The 23564-nt window shown below is 37.9% G+C and carries 22 protein-coding genes; 12 read left to right on the top strand and 10 right to left on the bottom strand.

Annotation, left to right across the window (positions count from 1 at the left end; genetic code table 11):
• Window positions 1-13 precede the first annotated feature (13 nt).
• From QS62_RS05535 to QS62_RS05565, 7 genes are all read left to right on the top strand, one after another.
• Window positions 14-817, top strand: a complete 804-nt coding sequence (locus QS62_RS05535) for a PTS mannose/fructose/sorbose transporter subunit IIC (RefSeq protein WP_066107140.1) — start codon at window positions 14-16, stop codon at window positions 815-817.
• 14 nt (window positions 818-831) lie between these two features.
• Entirely contained in the window at window positions 832-1668 is an 837-nt protein-coding gene (locus QS62_RS05540; RefSeq protein WP_066107279.1) for a PTS mannose transporter subunit IID, read from the top strand.
• Window positions 1669-1767: 99 nt separating this feature from the next.
• The gene (locus QS62_RS05545; protein WP_066107141.1) at window positions 1768-2253 is read left to right on the top strand and encodes a DUF986 family protein; all 486 of its coding nucleotides are present in this window, start codon (window positions 1768-1770) and stop codon (window positions 2251-2253) included.
• A 3-nt stretch (window positions 2254-2256) separates the two neighbouring features.
• Window positions 2257-3456 (top strand): mannose-6-phosphate isomerase, class I, encoded by a 1200-nt coding sequence (manA, locus tag QS62_RS05550; RefSeq protein ID WP_066107143.1) that lies wholly within the window; start codon window positions 2257-2259, stop codon window positions 3454-3456.
• A 141-nt stretch (window positions 3457-3597) separates the two neighbouring features.
• A complete protein-coding gene (locus QS62_RS05555) occupies window positions 3598-4611 on the top strand; it encodes a Fe(3+) ABC transporter substrate-binding protein (protein ID WP_066107146.1) in 1014 nt (337 codons plus the stop codon).
• Window positions 4612-4702: 91 nt separating this feature from the next.
• Entirely contained in the window at window positions 4703-6334 is a 1632-nt protein-coding gene (locus QS62_RS05560; RefSeq protein WP_197496265.1) for an ABC transporter permease, read from the top strand.
• 2 nt (window positions 6335-6336) lie between these two features.
• Entirely contained in the window at window positions 6337-7422 is a 1086-nt protein-coding gene (locus QS62_RS05565) for an ABC transporter ATP-binding protein (protein WP_066107149.1), read from the top strand.
• Window positions 7423-7438: 16 nt separating this feature from the next.
• On the opposite strand, the gene QS62_RS05570 is transcribed toward QS62_RS05565, so the two are convergent.
• Both QS62_RS05570 and QS62_RS05575 read right to left on the bottom strand, forming a co-directional pair.
• Window positions 7439-7783 carry a DMT family protein gene (locus QS62_RS05570; protein ID WP_066107151.1) on the bottom strand — a complete coding sequence of 115 codons (345 nt, stop codon included), beginning with the start codon at window positions 7781-7783 and terminating at the stop codon, window positions 7439-7441.
• A gap of 94 nt (window positions 7784-7877) precedes the next feature.
• The gene (locus QS62_RS05575; protein WP_066107154.1) at window positions 7878-9245 is read right to left on the bottom strand and encodes a GntP family permease; all 1368 of its coding nucleotides are present in this window, start codon (window positions 9243-9245) and stop codon (window positions 7878-7880) included.
• A 322-nt stretch (window positions 9246-9567) separates the two neighbouring features.
• On the opposite strand from QS62_RS05575, the gene QS62_RS05580 reads away from it, so the two are divergent.
• Window positions 9568-10086: a gluconokinase gene (locus tag QS62_RS05580; RefSeq protein WP_066107157.1), complete on the top strand. Its 519-nt coding sequence runs from the start codon at window positions 9568-9570 to the stop codon at window positions 10084-10086.
• Between the two features lie 14 nt (window positions 10087-10100).
• Window positions 10101-11900 carry a phosphogluconate dehydratase gene (gene edd / locus QS62_RS05585; protein ID WP_066107159.1) on the top strand — a complete coding sequence of 600 codons (1800 nt, stop codon included), beginning with the start codon at window positions 10101-10103 and terminating at the stop codon, window positions 11898-11900.
• 110 nt (window positions 11901-12010) lie between these two features.
• Here the strand turns inward: edd and rnb are convergent, their stop codons facing one another.
• The 8 genes from rnb to QS62_RS05625 all read right to left on the bottom strand — a co-directional run bounded on the left by rnb (window position 12011) and on the right by QS62_RS05625 (window position 18929).
• The gene (rnb, locus tag QS62_RS05590; protein WP_066107161.1) at window positions 12011-13996 is read right to left on the bottom strand and encodes an exoribonuclease II; all 1986 of its coding nucleotides are present in this window, start codon (window positions 13994-13996) and stop codon (window positions 12011-12013) included.
• A 64-nt stretch (window positions 13997-14060) separates the two neighbouring features.
• A complete protein-coding gene (fabI, locus tag QS62_RS05595) occupies window positions 14061-14849 on the bottom strand; it encodes an enoyl-ACP reductase FabI (protein ID WP_066107164.1) in 789 nt (262 codons plus the stop codon).
• Window positions 14850-14936: 87 nt separating this feature from the next.
• Window positions 14937-15284, bottom strand: coding sequence for a type II toxin-antitoxin system PemK/MazF family toxin (locus tag QS62_RS05600; protein ID WP_066107168.1), 348 nt, complete (start codon window positions 15282-15284; stop codon window positions 14937-14939).
• Window positions 15284-15547 (bottom strand): AbrB/MazE/SpoVT family DNA-binding domain-containing protein, encoded by a 264-nt coding sequence (locus QS62_RS05605; RefSeq protein WP_066107170.1) that lies wholly within the window; start codon window positions 15545-15547, stop codon window positions 15284-15286. The genes QS62_RS05600 and QS62_RS05605 overlap by 1 nt, the downstream gene beginning before the upstream one ends.
• A 152-nt stretch (window positions 15548-15699) precedes the next feature.
• Window positions 15700-16512: a 4-hydroxy-tetrahydrodipicolinate reductase gene (dapB, locus tag QS62_RS05610; RefSeq protein WP_066107172.1), complete on the bottom strand. Its 813-nt coding sequence runs from the start codon at window positions 16510-16512 to the stop codon at window positions 15700-15702.
• A 12-nt stretch (window positions 16513-16524) separates the two neighbouring features.
• A complete protein-coding gene (gene rlmM / locus QS62_RS05615; RefSeq protein ID WP_231923682.1) occupies window positions 16525-17619 on the bottom strand; it encodes a 23S rRNA (cytidine(2498)-2'-O)-methyltransferase RlmM in 1095 nt (364 codons plus the stop codon).
• 7 nt (window positions 17620-17626) lie between these two features.
• The gene (locus tag QS62_RS05620; protein WP_231923683.1) at window positions 17627-18040 is read right to left on the bottom strand and encodes a DUF423 domain-containing protein; all 414 of its coding nucleotides are present in this window, start codon (window positions 18038-18040) and stop codon (window positions 17627-17629) included.
• Window positions 18041-18053: 13 nt separating this feature from the next.
• Window positions 18054-18929 carry a transcriptional regulator GcvA gene (locus QS62_RS05625; RefSeq protein WP_066107178.1) on the bottom strand — a complete coding sequence of 292 codons (876 nt, stop codon included), beginning with the start codon at window positions 18927-18929 and terminating at the stop codon, window positions 18054-18056.
• Window positions 18930-19507: 578 nt separating this feature from the next.
• On the opposite strand from QS62_RS05625, the gene argG reads away from it, so the two are divergent.
• From argG to alr, 3 genes are all read left to right on the top strand, one after another.
• Complete coding sequence (gene argG, locus QS62_RS05630) at window positions 19508-20839, top strand: argininosuccinate synthase (RefSeq protein WP_066107180.1); 1332 nt, start codon at window positions 19508-19510, stop codon at window positions 20837-20839.
• A gap of 180 nt (window positions 20840-21019) precedes the next feature.
• A complete protein-coding gene (gene dnaB / locus QS62_RS05635; RefSeq protein ID WP_066107183.1) occupies window positions 21020-22468 on the top strand; it encodes a replicative DNA helicase in 1449 nt (482 codons plus the stop codon).
• Window positions 22469-22485: 17 nt separating this feature from the next.
• Complete coding sequence (gene alr / locus QS62_RS05640; RefSeq protein WP_066107186.1) at window positions 22486-23559, top strand: alanine racemase; 1074 nt, start codon at window positions 22486-22488, stop codon at window positions 23557-23559.
• The last annotated feature ends 5 nt before the right edge of the window (window positions 23560-23564 follow it).

A 23564-nucleotide genomic window follows, 5' to 3' on the forward strand; every position in this document is an offset into this window, starting at 1 on the left:
AAAGGAAAATGCTATGGAACTTTCTAGTATTCAAATTATTTTGATCTTCATCATCGCTTGTATTTCAGGGATGGGATCAATTTTGGATGAGTTTCAAACTCACCGCCCACTGATCGCTTGTACATTAATTGGTTTAGTGTTAGGTGATATGAAAACCGGTATTATCGTTGGTGGTTCATTAGAATTATTAGCGCTAGGTTGGATGAATATCGGTGCTGCGTTAGCGCCAGATGCGGCATTAGCTTCTGTGGTTTCAACAATCTTGGTTATTGTCGGTGGACAAGAAATTTCAACCGGTATTGCGATTGCAATTCCGCTTGCAGCAGCAGGTCAAGTTTTAACTTACGTAGTGCGTGCAATTACCGTTGGTTTCCAACACCTTGCTGATAAATCAGTACAAGATGGTAATTTAAACCGTTTAGACTGGGTGCACTGCAGTGCTTTAATTTTGCAAGCAATGCGTATTGCTATTCCAGCGTTAATTGTGGCGTTAACTGCAGGAACTGATACTGTTCAATCACTTTTAAATGCAATTCCTCCAGTAGTAACTACTGGCTTAAAAATCGCTGGTGGTATCATCGCAGTGGTCGGTTATGCAATGGTAATTAATATGATGCGTGCTGGTCACTTAATGCCATTCTTCTATGCAGGTTTCGTGGTAGCTGCATTTACTAACTTCAACTTAGTTGCGTTAGGTGTACTCGGTACAATTATGGCAATTCTTTATATTCAACTTCACCCTAAATACAACCAAAGTAAGCAAGTGGTGCAAGTAGTTGCAAGTGGCAATAATGATCTTGATAACAGATTAGATTAATGGGGGAAGTAGCAATGACAACCGAAATGAAAAAAGTAACTCAAAGCGATTTAAATAAAGTCGTACTTCGTTCTAACCTTTTCCAAGGTTCATGGAACTTTGAACGTATGCAAGCATTAGGCTTTGCTTTTGCAATGGCACCAGTGATCAAACGTTTATATCCAGATGCTAATTCTCAAGAACGTAAAGATGCGATTAAACGCCATTTAGAATTTTTTAATACACAACCATTTGTGGCTGCGCCAGTATTAGGGGTAACCATTGCCATGGAAGAAGAACGTGCCAATGGTAAACCAATTGATGATGCAGCGATCAATGGGATTAAAGTTGGTTTAATGGGGCCGTTAGCTGGGGTTGGTGATCCGATTTATTGGGGAACAGCTCGTCCAGTATTTGCCGCATTAGGGGCAGGTTTGGCGCTAAGCGGTAGTATTTTAGGGCCGTTACTCTTTTTCTTCTTATTTAACCTTGTGCGTTTAGCAACTCGTTACTATGGCGTAACTTATGGTTATAAGAAAGGTCTTGATGTAGTAAAAGATATGAGTGGTGGTTTGTTACAGAAACTTACTGAAGGTGCGTCAATTCTCGGTCTATTTATTATGGGGGCATTGGTGCAAAAATGGACCAGTATTAATGTCCCAGTAGTCGTTTCTGTGATTGAAAAACAAGATGGTACTGTTGAAACTACTACAGTTCAGCAAATTCTTGACAGCTTAATGCCAGGATTATTACCATTGCTCTTTACCTTTGCTTGTATGTGGTTGCTTCGCAATCGTGTTAATGCACTTTGGATTATTATCGGAATTTTTGTAATCGGTATTATCGGTGCGGCAACAGGTATTTTAGGATAATGTATATGGTGGGTTGATACCCACCATTTCATTTTTTATCTGTGTTTAGTGGGCTTAGCCCACTTTCTGTTTTAATAATATCGCTATTTTAAAATTGAGATGATCATTAATATTACTCTATTTGTCTTAATTGTTTTTTATCTACTATTTGCTATTTACGATCAGTTTCTTATTGATAAACGTTATGGCAAAACGGTTATTCGCGTGCCTCTATTGCGCAAATTACAGTTAGAAGGCATTGTGATGTTGGTCTTGATATGGTTAGCTGTTTATCAAGCCCTACCACAAGGATTAGAAAAAAGAACCATCTATCTATTAGTGATGTTATCAATTTTATTACTTTATCACTTTTTTATTCGTTATCCCGTCTTTCTATTAAAAGAATCGGGATTTTACCTCAATAATTTTTATATTCCGTATCAGCGTTTAGATACGATCAATATTAGTGAAAACGGCTTTTTACAATTAGTATTAAAAAATGGCAAAGCGATGCCCGTTTACATTCGAGATGTTGATGATGTCGCAAAAGTATTAGATTTTTTCGTTAAAACAGGCCGAATTACGCAATCTATTGGAGGAAAATAAGTTATGTTTTATCGCCTTAATGGTCAGGCACAACATTATATTTGGGGTGGAAAAGAGTATATTCCACAGCTTTTTCAATTATCAGCAGATAATCAAATTTATGCGGAATGGTGGTTAGGAACCCATCCAAGTGCGCCATCAATGATCGAAACAGCAACAAATACAGAAGAAGATCTTGCCCAATATATTACGCAGCATCCTGAAGTGTTAGGGGAAAAATCACAACAATTATTTGGTCATAAATTACCTTATTTATTAAAAATTCTTGATGTAGTAAAACCGTTATCTATTCAATTACATCCAACTAAAAAAGAAGCTGAACAAGGTTTTGCTCGTGAAAATGCAGCGGGAATTGATTTAAAAGATGCGAAACGTAGTTATAAAGATGATAACCATAAGCCGGAAATGATGATTGCATTATCTGATTTCTGGTTGTTGCATGGCTTTAAAACAAAAGCATCTATTCTATCAACGCTTTATACTCGTCCATCATTAGTGGTGTTGGCTGAACAATTAGAACAACAATCATTAAAAGATTTCTATGCTTTGGTAATGCAAGCGACACAAGCAGAATTAGCACAATGGTTGTTGCCAATTATTCAACACAATCAAATGGCTTATCGTAATAATCAATTAACGTTGGATAATCCAGATTATTGGGTGATTTATGCATTAGAAGCAATGGAAATACCACTTGATAAGTTGGATGCTGGTTTGCTTTGTTTTTATCTATTTAATATTGTGCATTTAAAACAAGGTGAAGGCATTTTCCAAGATGCAGGTATTCCACACGCTTATTTACGAGGACAGAATATTGAATTAATGGCGTGTTCTGACAATGTGATTCGTGGTGGTTTAACCCCAAAATATGTTGATATTCCAGAATTGTTAAAAATTATTGATTGCACAGAAATTACGCCAAAAGTTATTGCGCCGGCTGAACAGAAAAATGGTTATACAACCTATCAAACGCCGAGCCAAGATTTTGCGTTAGCTAATCTTAATTATCAGCAAGGTTATCAATGTGAACTTGTGGCAAAGAGTGCGGAAATTTTATTAGTAATGCAGGGTAGTTTGAGCATTACTGCTGACGGTAAAACTTTGTTACTCAAACAAGGGCAATCACTCTTTATTGAAGCAAATACTCACTATCAAATTAACGGTGAGCAAGCGGGATATGCGATTATTGCGAAATTGCCGTAAACATTTTTTTAAGGCAGCTATCATTAGCTGCTTTTTTATATCATTTAATTGATAATAATTCTTATTGACATAAAGTGCCTTACATTGTATGTTAAAAACGATTACTGATAATCATCTTTATTTAATAATTTGTGAGGTACTATGAAAAAATCTCTCTTAACTGCGAGTTTATTCGCCACGTTAGCAACATCTGCTTTTGCTGCCAATGAAGTTAATGTTTATTCCTACCGCCAACCTTATCTTATCGAACCAATCTTAAAAGAATTTGAAGCGCAAAGTGGCGTAAAAGTAAACCTTATTTTTGCGGATAAAGGGTTAGTTGAGCGTGTAAAACGCGAAAAAGAACTTACTCCAGCAGACGTATTATTGACTGTGGATATTAGTCGAGTAATGGAGTTAGTGAATGCAGGTTTAGCGGAACACGTTCATTCAGCAGTATTAGAACAAAATATTCCTGCACAATATCGTGATAAAAATGATGAATGGTTTGCCTTAACGACTCGTGCAAGAGCGATTTATACCTCGAAAGATCGTGTAGGTAAATTACCAGAAAACTTTACTTACTATGATCTAGCAAAACCAGAATTAAAAGGCAAAGTTTGCGTTCGTTCAGGTAAACATTCTTACAATGTTTCATTGGTTGCTTCAATGATTGCACACGATGGCGAAGCTAAAGCGAAAGAGTTTTTGGTTGGCTTAAAAAATAACTTAGCGAAGAAACCGCAAGGTGGCGATCGTGATCAAGTGAAAGCAATTAAAGAGGGCGTTTGTGATTACTCTTTAGGTAATAGCTACTATTTTGGCAAAATGTTGGAAGATGAAAAACAACGTGAATGGGCAGAAGCCGTTTATATCAACTTCCCGAATCAAACTACCACAGGAACACACGTGAATATCAGCGGAGTTGCGGTAGCAAAATACTCTAAAAATAAAGAGAATGCTTTAAAATTAGTTGAGTTTTTAAGTAGTGATAAAGCACAGCATCTTTATGCTGAATTAAACCACGAATATCCAGTGAAACCGGGTGTAGAGGTTTCTAAATTGGTAGCCTCTTGGGGAACATTCAAAGCGGATACCTTACCGTTAAACGAGATTGCGAAAAATTACGATAAAGCGTTAAAACTGATCGACGAAGTGAAGTTTGACCTTGAGTAATCTCATTATTTTCTCTTGAATTTTAGAATAGGTAGCTGTAATCGCAGTTGCCTATTCTGTTTTTTGTTTATTTCTATTTTGTAGTTAATTCGTGTTGAGAGTACAAAAACTGATTATTAATGTGGTAACGCTGATCTTAATTGGTTTCTTTTTGATGCCAATCGTGGCGATTTTTTATCAAGCATTACAAGGTTCATTACAGAGTTTAACGCATCTCTGGCATACCGTATTAGCGGATTATGTTATCAATTCGCTGTTATTAGTGAGTGGAACGGTAGTGATTAGCATATGTTTTGCCTTACCCGCCGCCTATTTAGTATCACGTTATCAATTCAAAACCCAAGCCATTTTGCAATGGCTGCTTTGTTTGCCGTTAGCGATTCCGGCTTATCTTTCCGCCTATTTATATACCGATTTTTTAGATTATCCGGGCGTGGTACAACAATGGCTACGAATGATCTTTGGCTGGCAATCAATTAATGATTATTGGTTTCCTTCAATTCGCAGCTTAGGCGGCGCTTGCTTTATTTTAGCGTTATCACTTTACCCATATATTTTCTTACTTAGCCGCATGGCATTAATGGAACAGTCAGAAAATTTAATACAGAGCGCAAAACTATTAGGAGCATCGCCACGCCAAATTTTTTGGCGAGTAACATTGCCATTATTACGTCCATCCATTGCAGTCGGTTGTGCATTAGTCGCAATGGAAGCGCTAGGCGATTTTGGTACCGTATTCTATTTCGCTATTCCAACGCTAACTACCGCCGTTTATGATACTTGGCTCGGTTTTGGCGATTTACAAGCGGCAGCACAAATTGCCATTGCAATGTTAGCCCTGATCAGCTTCTTTATTGGTATTGAACGCTATGCCAGACGCAAACAAAAACTGTATCAACGTGGTTGTGAAAGTCAACACCAGTACCAAACAGTGACAAAATGGTGGGAAAAAGGATTAGTGATTTACAGTTGGCTACTAGTCACATTAGCCTTTCTTATCCCACTGTTACAGTTAGGTTATTGGGCTTATCACTATTTTGCCGAAGCGTGGACGAAAGCCTTTTTTGATTATGCGAAAAACAGTCTAACGGTAGCGACAATAGCCTCATTAGTCAGTGTAATATTAGCGCTAATTCTGCATTTTATTGCCCGCCTTTTCCAATACCCACTAGCGAAACGAGGTTTACGTTTAGGATCGCTTGGCTATGCAGTTCCAGGTACGGTATTAGCGATTGGTTTATTAATTCCACTAACTTTTGCTGATCATCAATTACATCAGCTTACAACTTGGTTAGATATTTCCTCATTTGGCTTAATATTTTCAGGTTCAATTTTTGCATTAATTGTGGCGTATGTGATTCGCTTTTCGGCAATGTCATTAGGCAGTATCGAAACTACACTCAATAAAATTCCGCCCTCATTTGAAATGGCAGGAAGAACATTAGGACATTCTAATTTCTCTATTTGGTGGAAAATCCATTTGCCATTATTACGAAAAGGTATTTTAACCGCATTGTTATTGGTATTTATTGAGAGTATGAAAGAGTTGAATGCTTCTTTATTATTGCGCCCATTTAACTTTGATACCTTAGCCACTCACGTTTTTACTTACACTTCAGATGAACAACTGGAACGTGCTGCATTGCCGGCGATTGTACTGATAGTGGTGGGATTGATCCCAGTCATCATACTAACACGTTCATTATTGGCGAATAAAAAATAACTATGAGTAGATTAGCGATTACACAATTAACTTGCGGATATGATGGACAAACAATTCTACAAGATCTGCATTTAGCATTAGAACAAGATGAAATTGTCTGTTTGTTAGGGGCGAGTGGTTGCGGTAAAACCACATTATTAAGAGCGATTGCGGGGTTATTACCTATCAGTGATGGGCAGATTTGCCTTGCGGGTAAAGATCTAAGTCAAACACCACTAGAACAGCGCCAGATTGGTTTAATTTTTCAAGATTATGCTTTATTCCCACATTTAACGGTGGCGGAAAATATCTTGTTTGGCTTACAACGGAAAAGTCGCCAGCAACAGCAGACAGTATTAAATAAAATGACTGAATTGGTGCATTTACAAGGGTTAGAGCAGCGTTATCCCCATCAATTATCAGGTGGGCAACAACAGCGTGTTGCTATTGCTCGAGCGTTGGCGTGTGAACCGAAGTTGCTGCTATTAGATGAACCTTTTTCCAATATTGACAGCCAAGTACGCTATCAACTGATTGAAGAAATTCGAGCGATTTTGAAACAACAGCAAGTACCGGCGATTTTTGTTACGCATAGCAAAGAAGAGGCGTTTGTGTTTGCGGATAAACTCGCTTTGATGGATAAAGGCAAAATTGTGCAATTTGGCGATGCGTTGTCTTTGTATCAGCAACCAAATTCTCGTTTTGTTGCCGAATTTTTAGGAAATGTGAATTATCTACCTTGTCAAATTCAACAGCAACAGCTTAAAACGGTGTTTGGTTATCTGCCATTGACCAAAACTTATTATGCCGATCAACGTCCAGTACAAGAAGGGGATTGTGCTTGTTTGCTGTTTAGACCAGAAGAGATTGAGATCCAAAGTAAGGTTAGCCAACCATTACCGCCGTTATCAGCGTTAGCGATCATTCAACAACGTATCTTTCTAGGCAGTCATTATCGTTATTATGTGAAATTAGCTAATAGTGATAAAACGACATCAACATTGCTAGTCCAAAGTGCCGCAATGTTGCCGATTGGCAGTGAAGTGATGCTTACATTCCAATTGCAGCAACTTGTATTGTTTCCATACCAAGATATTGACGCTAAATAGGAAAGGGAAAATCGTATTAACTACGGAAAACAAAGTAAACGCAGCCGCATAAACATAAGCCAGCCCAAAGATAATCGAGTTTAAATGGTTGTTTAAAGAACCAAATTAAAAACGGCACAAAAACAATTAGGGTAATAACCTCTTGGGTAATTTTAAGCTGCCCGAAGGAAAAACCTTGTGCTGCTAAGAAGCGAGTTGCAGGAATCATAAAACTGTATTCCAACAAAGCAATAAACCATCCAAATAAGATTGCTTGCCATATAGGTGCATTGTGTAAGAATTTTAAATGACTATACCAAGCAAGCGTCATAAAACAGTTTGAAATAACTAATAAAAGTAATGGAAAGAGGTATGCGAACATAAGAATTGCCTATCAGTTAACTATTCTAATCAAAGAAAACAGGCATAGCTTTCGCTATGCCTGCTGCCAACACTATTTTATTTTAAATCCTAAATTATAGGAAGATACTTGCAATAGATACGATAGTGAAACCTACAACCCCTAAGATAGTTTCTAATACTGTCCAAGTTTTAAATGTGGTTTTGGTATCCATTTCAAGGAAACGGCTGATTAACCAGAAGCCAGAATCGTTTACGTGTGATAATACGGTTGCACCTGATGCAATTGAAATCACGATAAAGCAAAGGTCGAATTGGCTTAATCCTGGAGTTGCTGCAATGGTTGGTGCCATTAATGCTGCAGTAGTGGTTAATGCAACAGTTGCAGAACCTTGAGCAACACGTAAGCAAGTTGAGATAACAAATGCTGCAACGATTACTGGTAAACCTGTGTTAGAAAGAGTTGCAGCTAATACATCGCCAATACCGCTTGCACGTAACACACCACCAAACATACCACCAGCACCAGTTACTAATACGATAGAACAGATTGGACCTAAAGCACTGTCGCAAAGTTTTTCGATTTGTTCTTTAGTACGTTGTCCTTTTAATAATAGGATAGCAACTAAAAGAGTAATTAATAAAGCAACTGGAGTTTTACCTAACATTCTGAGTATTTCTACCCAAGTTTGTGAGCCATCAATCGCTTTAATGGTGCTAAGTGTATTTAATCCAGTATCTAAGAAGATTAAACAAAGTGGTAATAGTAGGATAAACAACACTTTACCAAAGCTTGGAACTTCTAAATTAGCAGTTTCAGAAACAACATTTTTGCTTAAGAAAGTAGTTGGAAGTGGAATATGGATACGTTTACCGATGAATTGACCATAAAGATAACCACCAATATACCAAGTAGGAATAGCAGCAATTAAACCGACAATAACTAATAATCCCATATTTACACCAAGTAATTCACCTGATGCGACTGGACCTGGATGTGGCGGTAGGAAAGCGTGCATAACCGCAAACGCACCGGCAGCAGGGAACGCATATTTTAAGGTTGAATCACCAAAACGTTTCGCAACACTAAAGATTATCGGTAACATTACCACTAAACCAGCATCAAAAAAGATTGGAAAACCGAATAATAATGAAGCGACGCCTAGTGCAAATGGAGCTCGTTTTTCACCAAATTTATCGATTAAAGTATCAGCAAGTACTTTCGCACCGCCAGTAATTTCAAGTAAACGACCAATCATTGCACCTAAACCAACCAATAATGCAACGGAAGCTAAGGTATTACCAAAACCGGTTAGCATAGTTGGTACGATCTTTGAAAATGGTGTGCCTGTCGCTAATGCTGTTAATAAGCTGACTAAGGTAAGCGCGACAAAAGCATGAATTTTAAAGCGCATAATTAAGATTAATAATGCGATTACTGCACAGATTGCAATGAGCAGTAATGAAGTTGCATCGTGAGCCATAGAGAGTCCTCCGAATGAAGTTTTAATTTAAAAATAGGTACTCAAGTAAGAGTAGAAATTTTTGGTTGGTTAAATGTTACCGATAACTACAAAAAATAAAAGAGGGAATAGACTAAATTTTTTAAAAGTGAGATCTGGATCATATTATTTACTATATTTAGTATATTTTTTATTCATTTAGTGTGTTTTTTATGCGTTTTTAAGATTTATTGATTCAGATCACAGAAATTTAATGAAAATTAATTTGTTGATTGATTGTTACCGATAACATTGATACTATGAAGCCAATTTCAAGAACTACAACCATATTATGAGGTGTGTTATGTCAATAGGTAAAAGTTTTATTCTTATGGGAGTATCAAGCACAGGTAAAACTAGTGTTGGTACAGAAATCGTTAAACAATTAGGAATGAAATTGATTGATGGCGATGATCTTCATCCACGCGCTAACATCATCAAAATGCGTGAGGGACAACCATTAAATGATGAAGATCGTGCACCATGGTTAGAACGTATTCGTGATGCGGCGTTTAGCTTAGAACAAAAATCGGAAAAAGGGATCATTATCTGTTCAGCGTTGAAGAAAAAATATCGTGATCAAATTCGTGAGGGTAATAAAGATGTGAAATTCATCTATTTGCAAGGGGATTTTGATTTGGTGTTATCAAGAATGCAAAAACGCAAAGGGCATTATATGAAAGTAGATATGTTAAAAAGCCAATTTGCGACCTTAGAAGAACCACAAGCAGATGAAACTGATGTGATTCATATTGATATTGATGCACCTTTTGAAACTGTCGTTGCTCGTTGTGTTGCTGCGATTAAACCGTTTTTAGATTAATTAAGTAGGCGTTTATGAATCCGATAATTACTCAAATTACACAACGTATTGCACAACGCAGCAAAGCGACACGCCAGCGTTATTTGCAACGGATTGAACAACAATTACAGCGAGGTAAAAGCCGAGCGCATTTAAGTTGTGGTAATTTGGCACATACAGTAGCAACTTGCTGTCCTGCACAGAAAAAAACAATTCTAGATTTTACGACTATCAATGTAGGAATTGTTTCGGCTTATAATGATATGTTAAGTGCTCATGCACCATATCTTGATTATCCAGCTCAAATTAAACAAGTGTTGGCAGATTTAGGACACTCTGCACAGGTGGCGGCGGGTGTTCCTGCGATGTGTGATGGGATTACGCAAGGGCAAGAGGGAATGGATCTTTCACTCTTTTCTCGTGATTTAATTGCACAAGCAACCGTAATTGGCCTCAGTCACAATACGTTTGATGCGACTTTGTTATTAGGAATTTGCGATAAGATTGCGCCAGGACAATTGATGGGGGCATTATCGTTTGGGCATTTACCAACTGCGTTTGTGCCATCAGGCCCTATGACTACTGGGATTTCTAATAAAGAGAAAGTGGCAATTCGTCAGCAATATGCAGCTGGGAAATTGGGTAAAGATGCATTACAAGAAATGGAAAATGCGGCTTATCACAGTAATGGTACTTGTACTTTCTATGGCACAGCCAACACCAATCAGTTAGTGTTTGAAGCTATGGGATTAATGTTGCCTGGATCGGCGTTTGTTCCGGTAAATAGCCCATTGCGACCATTATTAACAGAATTAATCAGTAAGCAAATGGTAAAAATTAGCAGTAATAGCAGTGATTTCCGTCCACTAGCTAAAGTAGTTGATGAAAAGAGTTTGGTAAATGGCTTGGTGGCGTTATTAGCATCAGGTGGTAGCACTAACCATACGATGCATATGGTAGCAGTAGCACGAGCAGCAGGATTTATTATTAATTGGGATGATTTTGCTGAATTGTCTAATGTTGTTCCATTATTGGCAAAAGTTTATCCGAATGGTCCGGCAGATGTGAACGAATTTCATCAAGCTGGTGGTGTACCACTATTATTAAAACGTTTGTCAGAACGTGATTTATTACATATGGATGCAACACCTGTTTATGGTTCAATGGCGGATTATTTAACTGTGCCAACTTTGGTGGATGGTAAGTTGGTTTATCAACCAGTGGGAGAAAGCGCCGATGAAAATGTCATTGCTAAAGCAGGTTGCGAGTTTAGTGCACATGGTGGTCTAAAAGTTGTTGATGGTAATTTAGGACGTGGTGTGGTGAAGATTAGTGCCGTCGCACCAGAACATCGTAAAATCGTCGCACCAGCATTAGTTTTTGAAGCACAAGAAGAGGTTGTTGCTGCTTATAAACAAGGTCAGTTACAACAAAATGCAGTGATTGTGGTGCGCAATAGTGGGCCTGCAGCACGTGGGATGCCAGAGTTACACCAATTAATGCCGATTCTTGGTAATTTAATGGAGCAAGGTTTCCAAGTCGCATTAGTAACAGATGGCAGACTTTCAGGTGCATCAGGTAAAGTGCCGTCAATTATTCATGTATCGCCAGAATCTTATCAAGGTGGTCCATTAGCTTATCTGCAATCTGGTGATATGGTGGAAATTGATGCGGAAGCTGGAGTATTGCGTTGTTTAACAGATTTACAAGGACGCCAAGCGGTTACTGTTGATTTATCTGCAGAATATCAATTATCAGGTAGAGAGTTGTTTACATTGTTTAGAAAGAATGTTTCTTCTGCAGAACAAGGTGCAACGATCTTTTTCGCTGATTAGTTTGTATTTTATGTAATGTTTAGGTAGCACTAGCTTTTTATTTCTTTAATTGGTGTTGTATTGTTGATAAAAAACCTCTTCAATTTTGAAGAGGTTTTTTGCGCCTAAAACTATTGTTCACTTGCTGGCGAACCAACAATGCTGCGAGTTTCAAGATTTACTTCAATTAATTGGATAGATAGAGTATCAGCAAGTTGATAATGACGCTTACCTTGAATATAGAGAGCAATATCATCACTGTTGATTTCAATTTCCTCTTTTTTGTCGTGTAATAACGACATTGGTACAAAAACACTAGCGCCATTTTCGATTAATTGTACTCGTAAACCACCACGCGTAATATCAACAATTTGTGCTTGATAAACAGTTTTTTCAGCAACTTTATCCGCAAGATAGATACAATACAACCAATCAGCAATATCACGTTCGACTAGACGATTTTGTTTTCTCGCTTCTTGTAAACGCACTAATACGCTCTCTTCGACTTGTGGTAAAGGTTGCTGGCTTAAAATTGCTTTAATTACGCGATGATTGACCATATCGCAATATTTACGAATTGGTGAAGTCCAAGTCGCATAAGCGTTTAACCCTAAACCAAAGTGTGGTGCAGCTTCTGCTTTAAACTCGGCAAAAGTCAGATAACGACGTAAACGAGTTTCCAAATACTCTTGCGGTTGTTGGTCAAGATCGTGCTGCATTTGGCAATAACCAGCTAAAGTTGTTAGCGTTTCTACACTATAACGTTGAGCCAGTTCAGCTTGATTTTGTTCATTGGCTAAATGATTTAATAAGAATTGGCTTGCTGCTGGTAAGAATTTCTTATCAAAACCGCTGTGAGTGTTGAAAATACCGGCTGCTTGATATGCCGTTAGGAATTGCGCTGCACAAGTGTTAGCAATAATCATACACTCTTCAACAATACGATTGGCAATACGACGATAATCAGCACGAATTTCAGTTATTGCACCATCGTCTGCAAGAATAAAGTTATAGTCAGGGCGATCTTTAAATAAAATCGCATGTTGCTGACGCCAAGTAATTCTAGCAAGACTGAATTGATGTAATGCTTCGATTTGATCTTTTACCGTATCATTGCTCGGTTGCCACGCATTTGGTAATTGTTCTAAATAATCGGAAACCGCATCATAAGCCAATTTTGCTTTAGAACAGATCCATGCCAACGTAAAAGTCGGTTCAGCAATGACTGCACCTTGTAGATCAGTTTCGATAAAGCAAACTAATGCAGGGCGTTTCTCGCCTTCAACTAACGAACAAAGATCATCAGAGAGTTCTCGTGGCAGCATTGGAATATTAAAACCTGGCAAATAGTTGGTAAAACAACGTTGTTTAGCATCCGTTTCAATTTGTGAATCCAATGGAATATAGGCGGTTGGATCGGCTACTGCCACTGCTAGTTTCCATCCAGTTTGCGTTCCATCTTGCACTATTGGTGTGATAAATAACGCATCGTCCATATCCTCAGTAGTTTCTGAGTCAATCGTTACGAAATCTAATGCGGTAAGATCTTGTCGAATTTCAGTTTCTTCAAACGGATAGGTAGTTAAACCAGCAACGGCAGTGCGAGGTTGTTGATGACGAGCTAAAGTTACCCACCAAGCGGTTTTTGGATCATCTTGATGACAGATAAATTGTGTTACTTGCGCAAAGAAAAAACGATCATCGCGTAATGGATGTGTTTTCAGCTCAGCGACTACCCAATCACCATTCGCTAAGGTTTCAGTGACTTTTTTGTGAACATTAGCTGAAATACTTTGCTTGATGTTTGGATGATCGACTAGTAGTTGTAATTTATTATCTTTATTGAAACGTACTCTAGCGATAAAGCGTGTCAGCATTGGTTCAATTAAGCTATCAGGTTCGGCTTGCTCTTTATCACCAACTGTTTCAATAACAGCCTTAATTTTGTCGCCATGCATGACTTTTTTCATTGCTTGTGGCGGAAGAAAGTAACTTTTCTTTTCACCTTCTAAAAAGCCATACGCTTTATCGGTTGCTTTTACAACGCCTTCAATATGAGGTTTACTATCGCGAATTTGTTGTTTGAGTTGACTGAGGAGAGGATTATCTTGGAACATACCTTATCCAATTAAAAAACAAAAAAATTCGCTCCGTAGGGACGGAGCGAAACTAAAGCTAATATTATGCGAGGTCTAATTCGCTCATTGCAACAGTGCTGAAACCTGCATCAACGTGTACTACTTCACCAGTGATACCTGCGGCAAGATCTGAACATAAAAATGCTGCAGTATTACCAACATCTTCGATGGTAACAGTACGACGAAGTGGTGCAGTATTTTCAAAATGACCTAACATTTTCTTAAAGTTTTTAATGCCTGAAGCGGCTAATGTACGAATTGGGCCAGCGGAAATTGCATTCACACGAATGCCTTCTTTACCCATTGCTGATGCCATATAGCGAGTGTTAGCTTCAAGTGAGGCTTTTGCTAAACCCATTACGTTATAGTTAGGAATAGCACGTTCTGCACCTAAATAAGAAAGTGTAACTAATGCTGAACCAGGGTTAAGATTTGGACGTGCTGCTTTTGCCATTGCCACGAAACTGTATGCACTGATGTCGTGTGCAATGCGGAAACCTTCACGATTTACGGCATTAACATAATCACCATCTAATTGATCGCCTGGTGCGAAAGCAATAGCATGAACAAAACCGTCAAATTTATCCCAATGTTTGTGTAATTCAGCAAAACAATTTTCGATACTTTCATCAGTACCAACATCACATGGAATAACAATTGAAGAACCAAGTTCTTTGGCAAACTCTTCAACACGACCTTTTAATTTGTCATTTTGATAAGTGAAGGCAAGTTCTGCGCCTTCGCGATGCATTGCTTGTGCAATACCGTAAGCGATTGAGCGATTGCTAGCAACGCCAGCGATTAAAATACGTTTATTAGTTAAAAATCCCATAATTTATCCTATTTGAGTTACGGTTAAACGCGCAAATTATAGCAGAAATCGAAAGTGGAACAAATCAGACCGAATATAAACTGGTAGCTAGTCGTGAACAATTGCATCAATAATATCTTGCACTTCATTAGTAATATAATCAGGCGCTTTTTCAATACGTTTGATATTACGTTGGCGGTAATCGACGATTCTGGCTTGGTAAGCAACGACAATACCATTAGTTGTACAACCTGTTCCTGATAGAGGTACAGCAAAACCGTTGCTGCGTGCGGTAAAAGATGCACCTTGTGTAATAGGACAAATTAATGCAAAACCAAGTTTATGAAAATCTTTAGAGCTAATAACTAAAGCAGGACGACTACCTTTAATTTCACCACCTAAAGAAGGATCAAAATCGATTAAGACAATATCTCCACGATCAAAGTTTATTTTCATCACAATTCATCTCCAACTGAAGGCATCGTATCCCAATCACTCAGCACAGGTAGTTCACCTTGTGTTAACGCAATTCTTTCAGCTAGCGTTAGTCTTGTTTGGTTATTTTTTGCTTTGTTTGAGATAATTTCCAATGTAATGGTATTACCATCAATTTGTTTTAACTCTAAAAAATCTCCCATATCTAGGTTTACTTGACTGATAAAATCTTTTGGCAAACGAATAGCTTTACTGTTTCCCCATTGTTTAATTTCTAATCTCATTGCACACCTCTTGTATCATTTAATGATACTTTTGATTATGCGGTGAAAATAGTGAGATGGCAATAGGAAATTGAGGTGCTGCAATAATAAAACCCTCTTCAGACGGTGAAGAGGGTTAAGATGAGAGAATATATAATAGGATGAAAAATTTCTTATAACGAATTAAGATCTAACACATCTGTCATATCAAAAAGCCCTTTATTATGATGAGCTAACCATTTAGCAGCACGTACTGCACCATTAGCAAAAGTCATACGGCTAGAGGCTTTATGAGCAATTTCTACACGCTCACCTTCATCAGCAAACCAAACGGTATGTTCACCGACAACATCGCCTGCACGAATAGTAGCAAAACCAATTTGATCTTGTTTGCGTTCACCTGTGATGCCTTCACGAGCATAAACAGCGTGTTGTTTAAGATCTTTCCCCATTGCTTTGGCAATATGTTCACCCATTGATAATGCTGTGCCAGATGGGGCATCAACTTTATGACGGTGATGGGCTTCAATAATTTCAATATCGCAATAATCACCCATTACTTTGGCAGCTTTTTCTAATAATTTGAATACTAAGTTCACACCAACGCTGTAATTGGAAGCGAATACAATCCCGATTTTTTCTGCTGCTTGTTGAATAGCTAATTTACCCTGTTCATCAAAGCCAGTAGTACCAATCACCATCTTTTTATGATGTTGCACGCAAAGTGCTAGATGATCGAGTGTTCCTTCAGGGCGAGTAAAATCAATGACAAGATCAAATTGATCAATGCTATTGGCAAGATTATCCGTTACTGTGACGCCATTATGTCCAATACCAGCCAGCTCGCCAGCATCGCTGCCAACTAAACTGGAACCAACACGTTCGCAAGCAGCAGTAAGTTTTACCCCTTCCGCTTTACTTACAGCTTGAATTAATTGGCGTCCCATACGTCCGCCTGCGCCAACAACAGCAATTCTTAAAGTCATATTCTTTCCTTATCAGTTTGATTTTATATAGATATGTACAGTAATTTCTTCACGATCATGATAGAGATGCTTCGCTTGGATTTGGTAATCCAGTCCAGCATCAACTAATTTCTCTTCGATCAAAAAGATACATTTTTGTACTTCAAGAAAACGTTTTTTCATCGGTAATTTCAAATTAAAAATCGTTTCTCGACACCAACCATTTACTAACCATTTTGCAATTAATTCTGCAATGCGAATTGGTTGTTCCACCATATCACAAACTAACCAATCAATTTTGCGTTTTTTCGGTGGTTGGAATTTAAAACCGTCTTCAGGGCAATGTTCTACCCGCCCAGTTTCTTGTAAAGATTCAGCTACTTTGCCATGATCGACAGCATACACAAAAAGACCTCGACGCACTAATTGATAAGTCCAACCGCCAGGGCAAGCGCCTAAATCAACGGCATATTGTTGCTCAGTCAGACGAGCAGCTTCTTCTTTGTCGGTTAAAAATGTTTTTATCGCCTCTTCTAATTTTAAAGTTGAACGGCTAGGTGCTGCCGCTGGAAAACGCAAGCGTTTAATTCCCATAAAATCTGGTGAGTGGTTATCGTTATAAGAATAACAAACATAGCAACGATCAGAATGAGTAAAAAAGAGGTGCAAAGTAAAGGATTTAGTTGTACTTTTTTTGCCTGTTAGATAACCCGCTTGTTTTAGCTGTTGACGTAGCGGTACCGTAAATTTACGGCAAAATGGTAATAACTCTTTCGCTTGATTGGTATCAGCTGTTTCAACCCATACTTCAGTCATTGCATTAAGATCAAGTTGGCTATGAGTCAACAGATCCATAATGGGGGAAATACGATCTGCGGTAGAGGCAAAGGTTAATGCAGGAAACGCAGCAAACCATTGCCGACAAAAGATCAAAGAGTTAAAACGGATATGTTCAATTAATAGTTGTATATCAGCGGCATTGCTACACTCAAAAATAACAAAAGCACTGTTTAGTTCGGTACGTGCAAAACCATAGACACCTAAATTGATCGCTTTATCATTGATTTCTGCTGCCATCTCTTTTTCAAAGCCAGCACGACAATATAAGATTAATTGATTTGTCATCATAACCCTCTTATTTCTCTGTTGAGGTATGAACACAGCGATAACGAATCCCAAGATAGCAGAGATTTCCCCAACCTAATAAAAAGAAGACACCGCCAATAGGGGTGAGATGCGCTAAGCTATGATTTCCAGTGATGGCTAGACAGTATAGGCTAAAACAAAATAATACAATACCGACGATCCAACAATAACCACTGATAGCCGCTTTTTTACGCCAATGGGCATCGATTTGTGTAAGCTGTAATAGAATAGTCATAAAACAGAGCGCTAAAGTATGAAAGACTTGATAACGCCAGCCAGTTTCTAACCAGTTAATTGCCTCGGCTGAAAGCTGTTTAGTGAGTACATGGGAAGCGAAGGCGCCAAAAGCGACACAGAAAAAACCGCTAATAGCAGTCAAAATCAAAAAACGTTTAAACATCATTATTGTTATTTCCTTAGATTAATGAAATTAACCAATCACGAAAGGCTTTGATCTTTTGATCATTTTCACGATCAGAATGATAAACCACATAAAAGGATTTTGGATCTTTGAGTTGTAAATTTAACACTTCTTGGAGATTTCCTTGTGTGATCTCTTTTTGTGCTAACAATTCATTAGCTAATACAATGCCTTGTCCATGAATAGCTGCTTGTAACGCCATAAAAGTGTGGCTGAATACAGGATTGTGTTGCAAATCAATACCATCCAGCTGTAAAGCATTTAATGCTCGTTGCCAATTATCACGATTATGGACGTGTAATAGCGTGTGCTGACGCAAATCGTCAGGCTGTAAAATAGGTTGTCGTTGTAATAAACTCGGTGCAGCTAAAATTAATAAGCGAGCTTCTTTTAAGCGTTCAACGGTAAGCCCTTTCCAATCACCTTTACCATAATAAACAGCAATATCAACTTCTCGAGTTAATAAGCCTTCATCGTGATCAACACCATTGATACGCACATCAATATCGGGATAAAGACGATTAAACTCACTTAATTGTGGTACTAACCATTGCATACCGAAAGTTTGCGGGATATTCATTGATAAAACACTTTGCCCTTTATTTTTAGTTAATTTTTCGGTGGCATCCATTAGTTTTTTTAATATATTGTGTACATCAAAAAAATAAATTTTTCCTGCTTCAGTGAGTTCAAGTGTACGATTTTTGCGCAAAAAAAGTTCTATTCCTAAAAAATCTTCTAAAATTTTTATTTGATGACTGACCGCTGCTTGAGTGACAAATAACTCTTCTGCAGCTTTTGTGAAACTTAAATGTCTGGCAGCTGAATCGAAAGCTTTCAGAGCATTTAAGGGAGGCAAACGTTTAACCATAATTTAATATCCAGTGTAAAAACTTGCTGTTAGCATTTATTTCTTTTGTTATTAGTTTTTTTTATGCGATAGATAAAAAAAAATTGTTTGTTTCTTCCTAAGTAGCTCCCTAGAATGGGCGCATACTTAATGATTGGTCATTCCTTACTAGTTAATGAGTTTCAGATTCTTAAGTATGATGTTGTGTTTGCATATTAGTCTAGACTTTCTAGACTGAGTAACTGAGAAGTTACTCATTTCACTTCCTGTATATTTTTATAAACTGAATTGTTTATCTGCCACCTAACTATTTAGGTGGCATTTTTTTTCGCTGAATTCTAGCATAGCTATTACCCTTTCTCTAACGTTATTTTCTACCTGCATTGGTTACTGATGTTTTTTACATCAAGGATTTTTCTTTACACTTAAGTCTGGTGTGTTTATTCGCCTTTTTTGAATTTTTATGTATTAAAAATGAATTTTTATGCAAATTCTTTATTAAAGAAAGTGGACACCACGTGGATTTTAGGGAATAATACGCACTCGGTAAACGTTCGTTTTATCACAGAATCAAACACATCTCATGAATAGGAATTAATATGTCAACAACAATTCTCGAATCTCTTCCCGTAGGTCAAAAAGTCGGTATTGCCTTTTCTGGCGGTTTAGATACTAGTGCAGCATTACTTTGGATGCGTCAAAAAGGCGCTGTACCTTATGCTTATACAGCTAATTTAGGACAGCCAGATGAAGATGATTACGAAGCTATTCCACGTAAAGCAAAAGAATATGGTGCAGAGAATGCACGTTTAATTGATTGTCGTAGTCAACTTGCTAATGAAGGGATTGCAGCTATTCAATGTGGCGCATTCCATATTAGTACTGGCGGCGTAACTTATTTTAATACTACCCCTCTTGGTCGTGCTGTAACTGGAACTATGCTTGTTACTGCTATGAAAGAAGATGACGTTAATATTTGGGGAGATGGTAGTACTTTCAAAGGTAATGATATTGAACGTTTCTACCGTTATGGGTTATTAACCAATCCAAGATTAAAAATTTATAAACCATGGTTAGACCAACAATTTATTAATGAGCTTGGTGGCCGCCATGAAATGTCAGAATTTTTGATTGCGAATGGCTTTAATTACAAGATGTCAGTAGAAAAAGCGTATTCAACTGACTCTAATATGCTTGGCGCGACTCACGAAGCTAAAGATCTTGAATTCTTAAATAGCGGTATTCGTATTGTTAATCCAATTATGGGTGTAGCATTCTGGAAAGAAGATGTTGCGATTAAAGCGGAAGAAGTGACCGTTCGTTTTGAAGAAGGTATTCCAGTAGCGTTAAACGGTAAGACTTTTGCTAATGCTGTTGATCTATTCTTAGAAGCAAATCGTATTGGCGGACGTCATGGTTTAGGCATGTCAGATCAAATTGAAAACCGTATTATTGAAGCGAAAAGTCGCGGTATTTATGAAGCACCGGGAATGGCGTTATTACATATTGCCTATGAACGTTTAGTAACTGGTATTCATAATGAAGATACGATTGAACAATATCGTATTAATGGCTTACGTTTAGGTCGTTTATTGTATCAAGGCCGTTGGTTTGATCCGCAAGCATTAATGTTAAGAGAAACTGCACAACGCTGGGTTGCTCGTGCAGTAACAGGTGAGGTAACGCTTGAATTACGTCGTGGTAACGATTATTCGATTTTAAATACCGAATCACCAAACTTAACTTATCAACCAGAACGTTTAAGTATGGAAAAAGTGGAAAATGCGCCATTTGATCCGAAAGATCGTATCGGTCAATTAACAATGCGTAATCTTGATATTACTGATACACGCGACAAACTTGGTATTTACACACAAACTGGTTTGTTGCTTAACAATTCAGCTTTCCCACAATTAGGGAAAAAAGAATAATAACTAAAGAAGCATAGCTTTTTTATTGGGAACAAACCGCTAAAGACAGAAAAGGTTTTTAGCGGTTTATTTTTTATGATTAATGACAGGAAAATGAACGGTTAGTACAACAATAATCCCCCTATTTATTAGAATTTTTGCTATACTTTCGTCCCAATCACTGACTAGATGGCAAACTTTATGGCTTGGACTCCAACTCGTACTTCGCAAGCAAAAACAACAGCAACACCAGCAGCAAAATCAAAAGAGATTGAACAGTTTACTCCTCCTCATTCTTTGGAAGCGGAGCAATCAGTATTAGGTGCTTTGTTATTAGATAATGGCTTGTGGGATCGTGTCGTAGAAGCGGTGATTGCACAAGATTTTTATACTTATGCACATCGTGTTATTTTCCAAGAAATTGAGAATTTATTAAGTCATGGCAAACCAGCCGATTTAATTACTTTAGAGCAAGCGTTAAGTAGTAAAGATCTCACTGATTCAGTAGGTGGTTTTTCTTATCTGGTTGAACTTTCACAAAAAACGCCAAACAGCGCCAATGCGTTAGCTTATGCAAATATTATTCGTGAAAAGGCGATTTTGCGTGAATTGATTGCAACGAGTAATAGCATTTCTGAAAATTGTTACTCACCAAATGGGCAAGATGTAAAAGATATTTTGGATAATGCCGAGAGTAAAATTTTACAAATTTCTGAACAACGAATGGCTGGAACAGATACAGGACCGCAAAACATTTCTAAAATTTTATTTGATACCATTACCAAAATTGAAACATTAGCGCAAAATCCAAGTTTAGGCGGGATTACAGGGGTTTCTACGGGATTTACCGATCTTGATAAAAAAACGGCGGGATTACAACCGGGCGACTTGATCATTGTGGCGGCGCGTCCTTCTATGGGAAAAACGACGTTTGCACTGAATCTGTGTGAAAATGCTGCTTTACCAAAAGATCAAGATAAAGCAGTGTTGATTTTTAGCCTTGAAATGCCAGCTGAACAATTAATGACCAGAATGCTTGCTTCACTTTCTCGAGTGGATCAAACCAAATTGCGTACCGGGCAAATTGATTTTGCTAATGACGAAGGGGCAAGATTATCAAGCTGTATTTCGATTTTAAAAGAGAAAAGTAATATCTATATTGATGATACGTCTGGTTTGACCCCAACAGAATTACGTTCAAGAGCAAGACGAATTCATCGAGAAAGTCCAAACGGCTTGGCCATGATAATGGTGGACTACTTGCAATTGATGCGTGTACCAGGTTATGCCGAAAATCGTACTTTGGAAATTGCTGAGATTTCTCGTTCATTAAAAGCGTTGGCAAAAGAGTTGAAAGTACCAGTGATTGCTTTATCACAATTAAATCGTAGCTTAGAACAACGTGCGGATAAGCGCCCAGTAAACTCGGATTTACGTGAGTCGGGAGCAATTGAGCAAGATGCTGATTTGATTATGTTTATCTATCGTGATGAAGTGTATAACCCAAATTCAGAATTTAAAGGAACCGCAGAAATTATTATTGGGAAACAGCGTAATGGCCCAATCGGGAGCGTACGTTTGGCGTTTATGGGCGGATATTCCCGCTTTGATAATTTGCAATATGGTTCAGATTACAATGACAATTATTAATTAACAAAGGCAGTATCATGAAAGCAGCAACGGCAAAGATCAGCTCTCTTGCCCTTAAACATAATATTCAAAAGATAAAATCATTAGCACCAAACAGTAAAATTATTGCCGTCGTAAAAGCGAATGCCTACGGACATGGTGTGGAATTTGTTTCACAAACGGTACAAGAAAATGTGGATTGTTTTGGTGTAGCGCGCTTAGGTGAAGCGCTTCGTTTACGCTCTAATGGAATTACTAAGCCTATCTTATTGTTAGAAGGCTTTTTTTCTGCCGCAGATTTACCTATTTTAGCAGTGAATAATTTGGAAACTGTGGTGCATTGTGCAGAACAATTAGACGCATTACTACAAGCGACGTTACCGAATCCGATCAATGTGTGGATCAAGATTGACACTGGAATGCATCGTTTAGGTATCCAATTAGAAGAAGTCGAAAGCTATTACCAGGCTTTAACACAATCAGCAAACGTTAATCGCATTCGTTTTATTAGCCATTTTAGTCGTGCTGATGAATTAGACTGCGGTTATACCGAAAAACAATTAGAGCGTTTTTTATCTGCTTGTGCGAATAAGGATGGGGAACGCAGTATTGCTGCTTCAAGCGGAATTTTATTCTGGCCAGAGTCACATCTAGAGTGGATTCGTCCAGGTATTATTATGTATGGTATTTCAGCGAATAGTACGCCAAGTAGTGCGTATGATTTAATTCCTGTAATGACGTTAACGTCATCTTTAATTGCGGTGCGTGAACACAAAAAAGGTGAACCTGTTGGATATGGTGGCCGCTGGATTAGTGATAAGGACACTAAAATTGGTGTAGTAGCGATTGGTTATGGTGATGGTTATCCGCGCGATGTACCAACTGGTACGCCTGTATATGTTAATGGGCGACGTGTGCCAATTGTCGGTAAAGTTTCTATGGATATGCTGACTGTTGATCTTGGTGCAGATGCACAAGATAAAGTTGGTGATGAAGTTATTTTATGGGGAAAAGAATTACCGATAGAAGAAATAGCAGAAATTATTGGCGTAATCAGTTATGAATTAGTGACTAAACTCACCCCGAGAGTTTTAGTGGAATATATTGATTAATTTTT

Source organism: Gallibacterium salpingitidis (assembly GCF_001678495.1).
In the GTDB taxonomy this organism is placed as follows: Bacteria; Pseudomonadota; Gammaproteobacteria; order Enterobacterales; family Pasteurellaceae; genus Gallibacterium; species Gallibacterium salpingitidis.

Excerpts from the sequence above, each read along its gene's own strand:
- QS62_RS05535 (WP_066107140.1), top strand. The coding sequence starts at position 14 with ATGGAACTTTCTAGTATTCAAATTATTTTGATCTTCATCATCGCTTGT.
- QS62_RS05540 (WP_066107279.1), top strand. The coding sequence starts at position 832 with ATGACAACCGAAATGAAAAAAGTAACTCAAAGCGATTTAAATAAAGTC.
- QS62_RS05545 (WP_066107141.1), top strand. The coding sequence starts at position 1,768 with ATGATCATTAATATTACTCTATTTGTCTTAATTGTTTTTTATCTACTA.
- manA (WP_066107143.1), top strand. The coding sequence starts at position 2,257 with ATGTTTTATCGCCTTAATGGTCAGGCACAACATTATATTTGGGGTGGA.
- QS62_RS05555 (WP_066107146.1), top strand. The coding sequence starts at position 3,598 with ATGAAAAAATCTCTCTTAACTGCGAGTTTATTCGCCACGTTAGCAACA.
- QS62_RS05565 (WP_066107149.1), top strand. The coding sequence starts at position 6,337 with ATGAGTAGATTAGCGATTACACAATTAACTTGCGGATATGATGGACAA.
- QS62_RS05570 (WP_066107151.1), bottom strand. The coding sequence starts at position 7,783 with ATGTTCGCATACCTCTTTCCATTACTTTTATTAGTTATTTCAAACTGT.
- QS62_RS05575 (WP_066107154.1), bottom strand. The coding sequence starts at position 9,245 with ATGGCTCACGATGCAACTTCATTACTGCTCATTGCAATCTGTGCAGTA.
- QS62_RS05580 (WP_066107157.1), top strand. The coding sequence starts at position 9,568 with ATGTCAATAGGTAAAAGTTTTATTCTTATGGGAGTATCAAGCACAGGT.
- edd (WP_066107159.1), top strand. The coding sequence starts at position 10,101 with ATGAATCCGATAATTACTCAAATTACACAACGTATTGCACAACGCAGC.
- rnb (WP_066107161.1), bottom strand. The coding sequence starts at position 13,996 with ATGTTCCAAGATAATCCTCTCCTCAGTCAACTCAAACAACAAATTCGC.
- fabI (WP_066107164.1), bottom strand. The coding sequence starts at position 14,849 with ATGGGATTTTTAACTAATAAACGTATTTTAATCGCTGGCGTTGCTAGC.
- QS62_RS05600 (WP_066107168.1), bottom strand. The coding sequence starts at position 15,284 with ATGAAAATAAACTTTGATCGTGGAGATATTGTCTTAATCGATTTTGAT.
- QS62_RS05605 (WP_066107170.1), bottom strand. The coding sequence starts at position 15,547 with ATGAGATTAGAAATTAAACAATGGGGAAACAGTAAAGCTATTCGTTTG.
- dapB (WP_066107172.1), bottom strand. The coding sequence starts at position 16,512 with ATGACTTTAAGAATTGCTGTTGTTGGCGCAGGCGGACGTATGGGACGC.
- rlmM (WP_231923682.1), bottom strand. The coding sequence starts at position 17,619 with ATGATGACAAATCAATTAATCTTATATTGTCGTGCTGGCTTTGAAAAA.
- QS62_RS05620 (WP_231923683.1), bottom strand. The coding sequence starts at position 18,040 with ATGATGTTTAAACGTTTTTTGATTTTGACTGCTATTAGCGGTTTTTTC.
- QS62_RS05625 (WP_066107178.1), bottom strand. The coding sequence starts at position 18,929 with ATGGTTAAACGTTTGCCTCCCTTAAATGCTCTGAAAGCTTTCGATTCA.
- argG (WP_066107180.1), top strand. The coding sequence starts at position 19,508 with ATGTCAACAACAATTCTCGAATCTCTTCCCGTAGGTCAAAAAGTCGGT.
- dnaB (WP_066107183.1), top strand. The coding sequence starts at position 21,020 with ATGGCTTGGACTCCAACTCGTACTTCGCAAGCAAAAACAACAGCAACA.
- alr (WP_066107186.1), top strand. The coding sequence starts at position 22,486 with ATGAAAGCAGCAACGGCAAAGATCAGCTCTCTTGCCCTTAAACATAAT.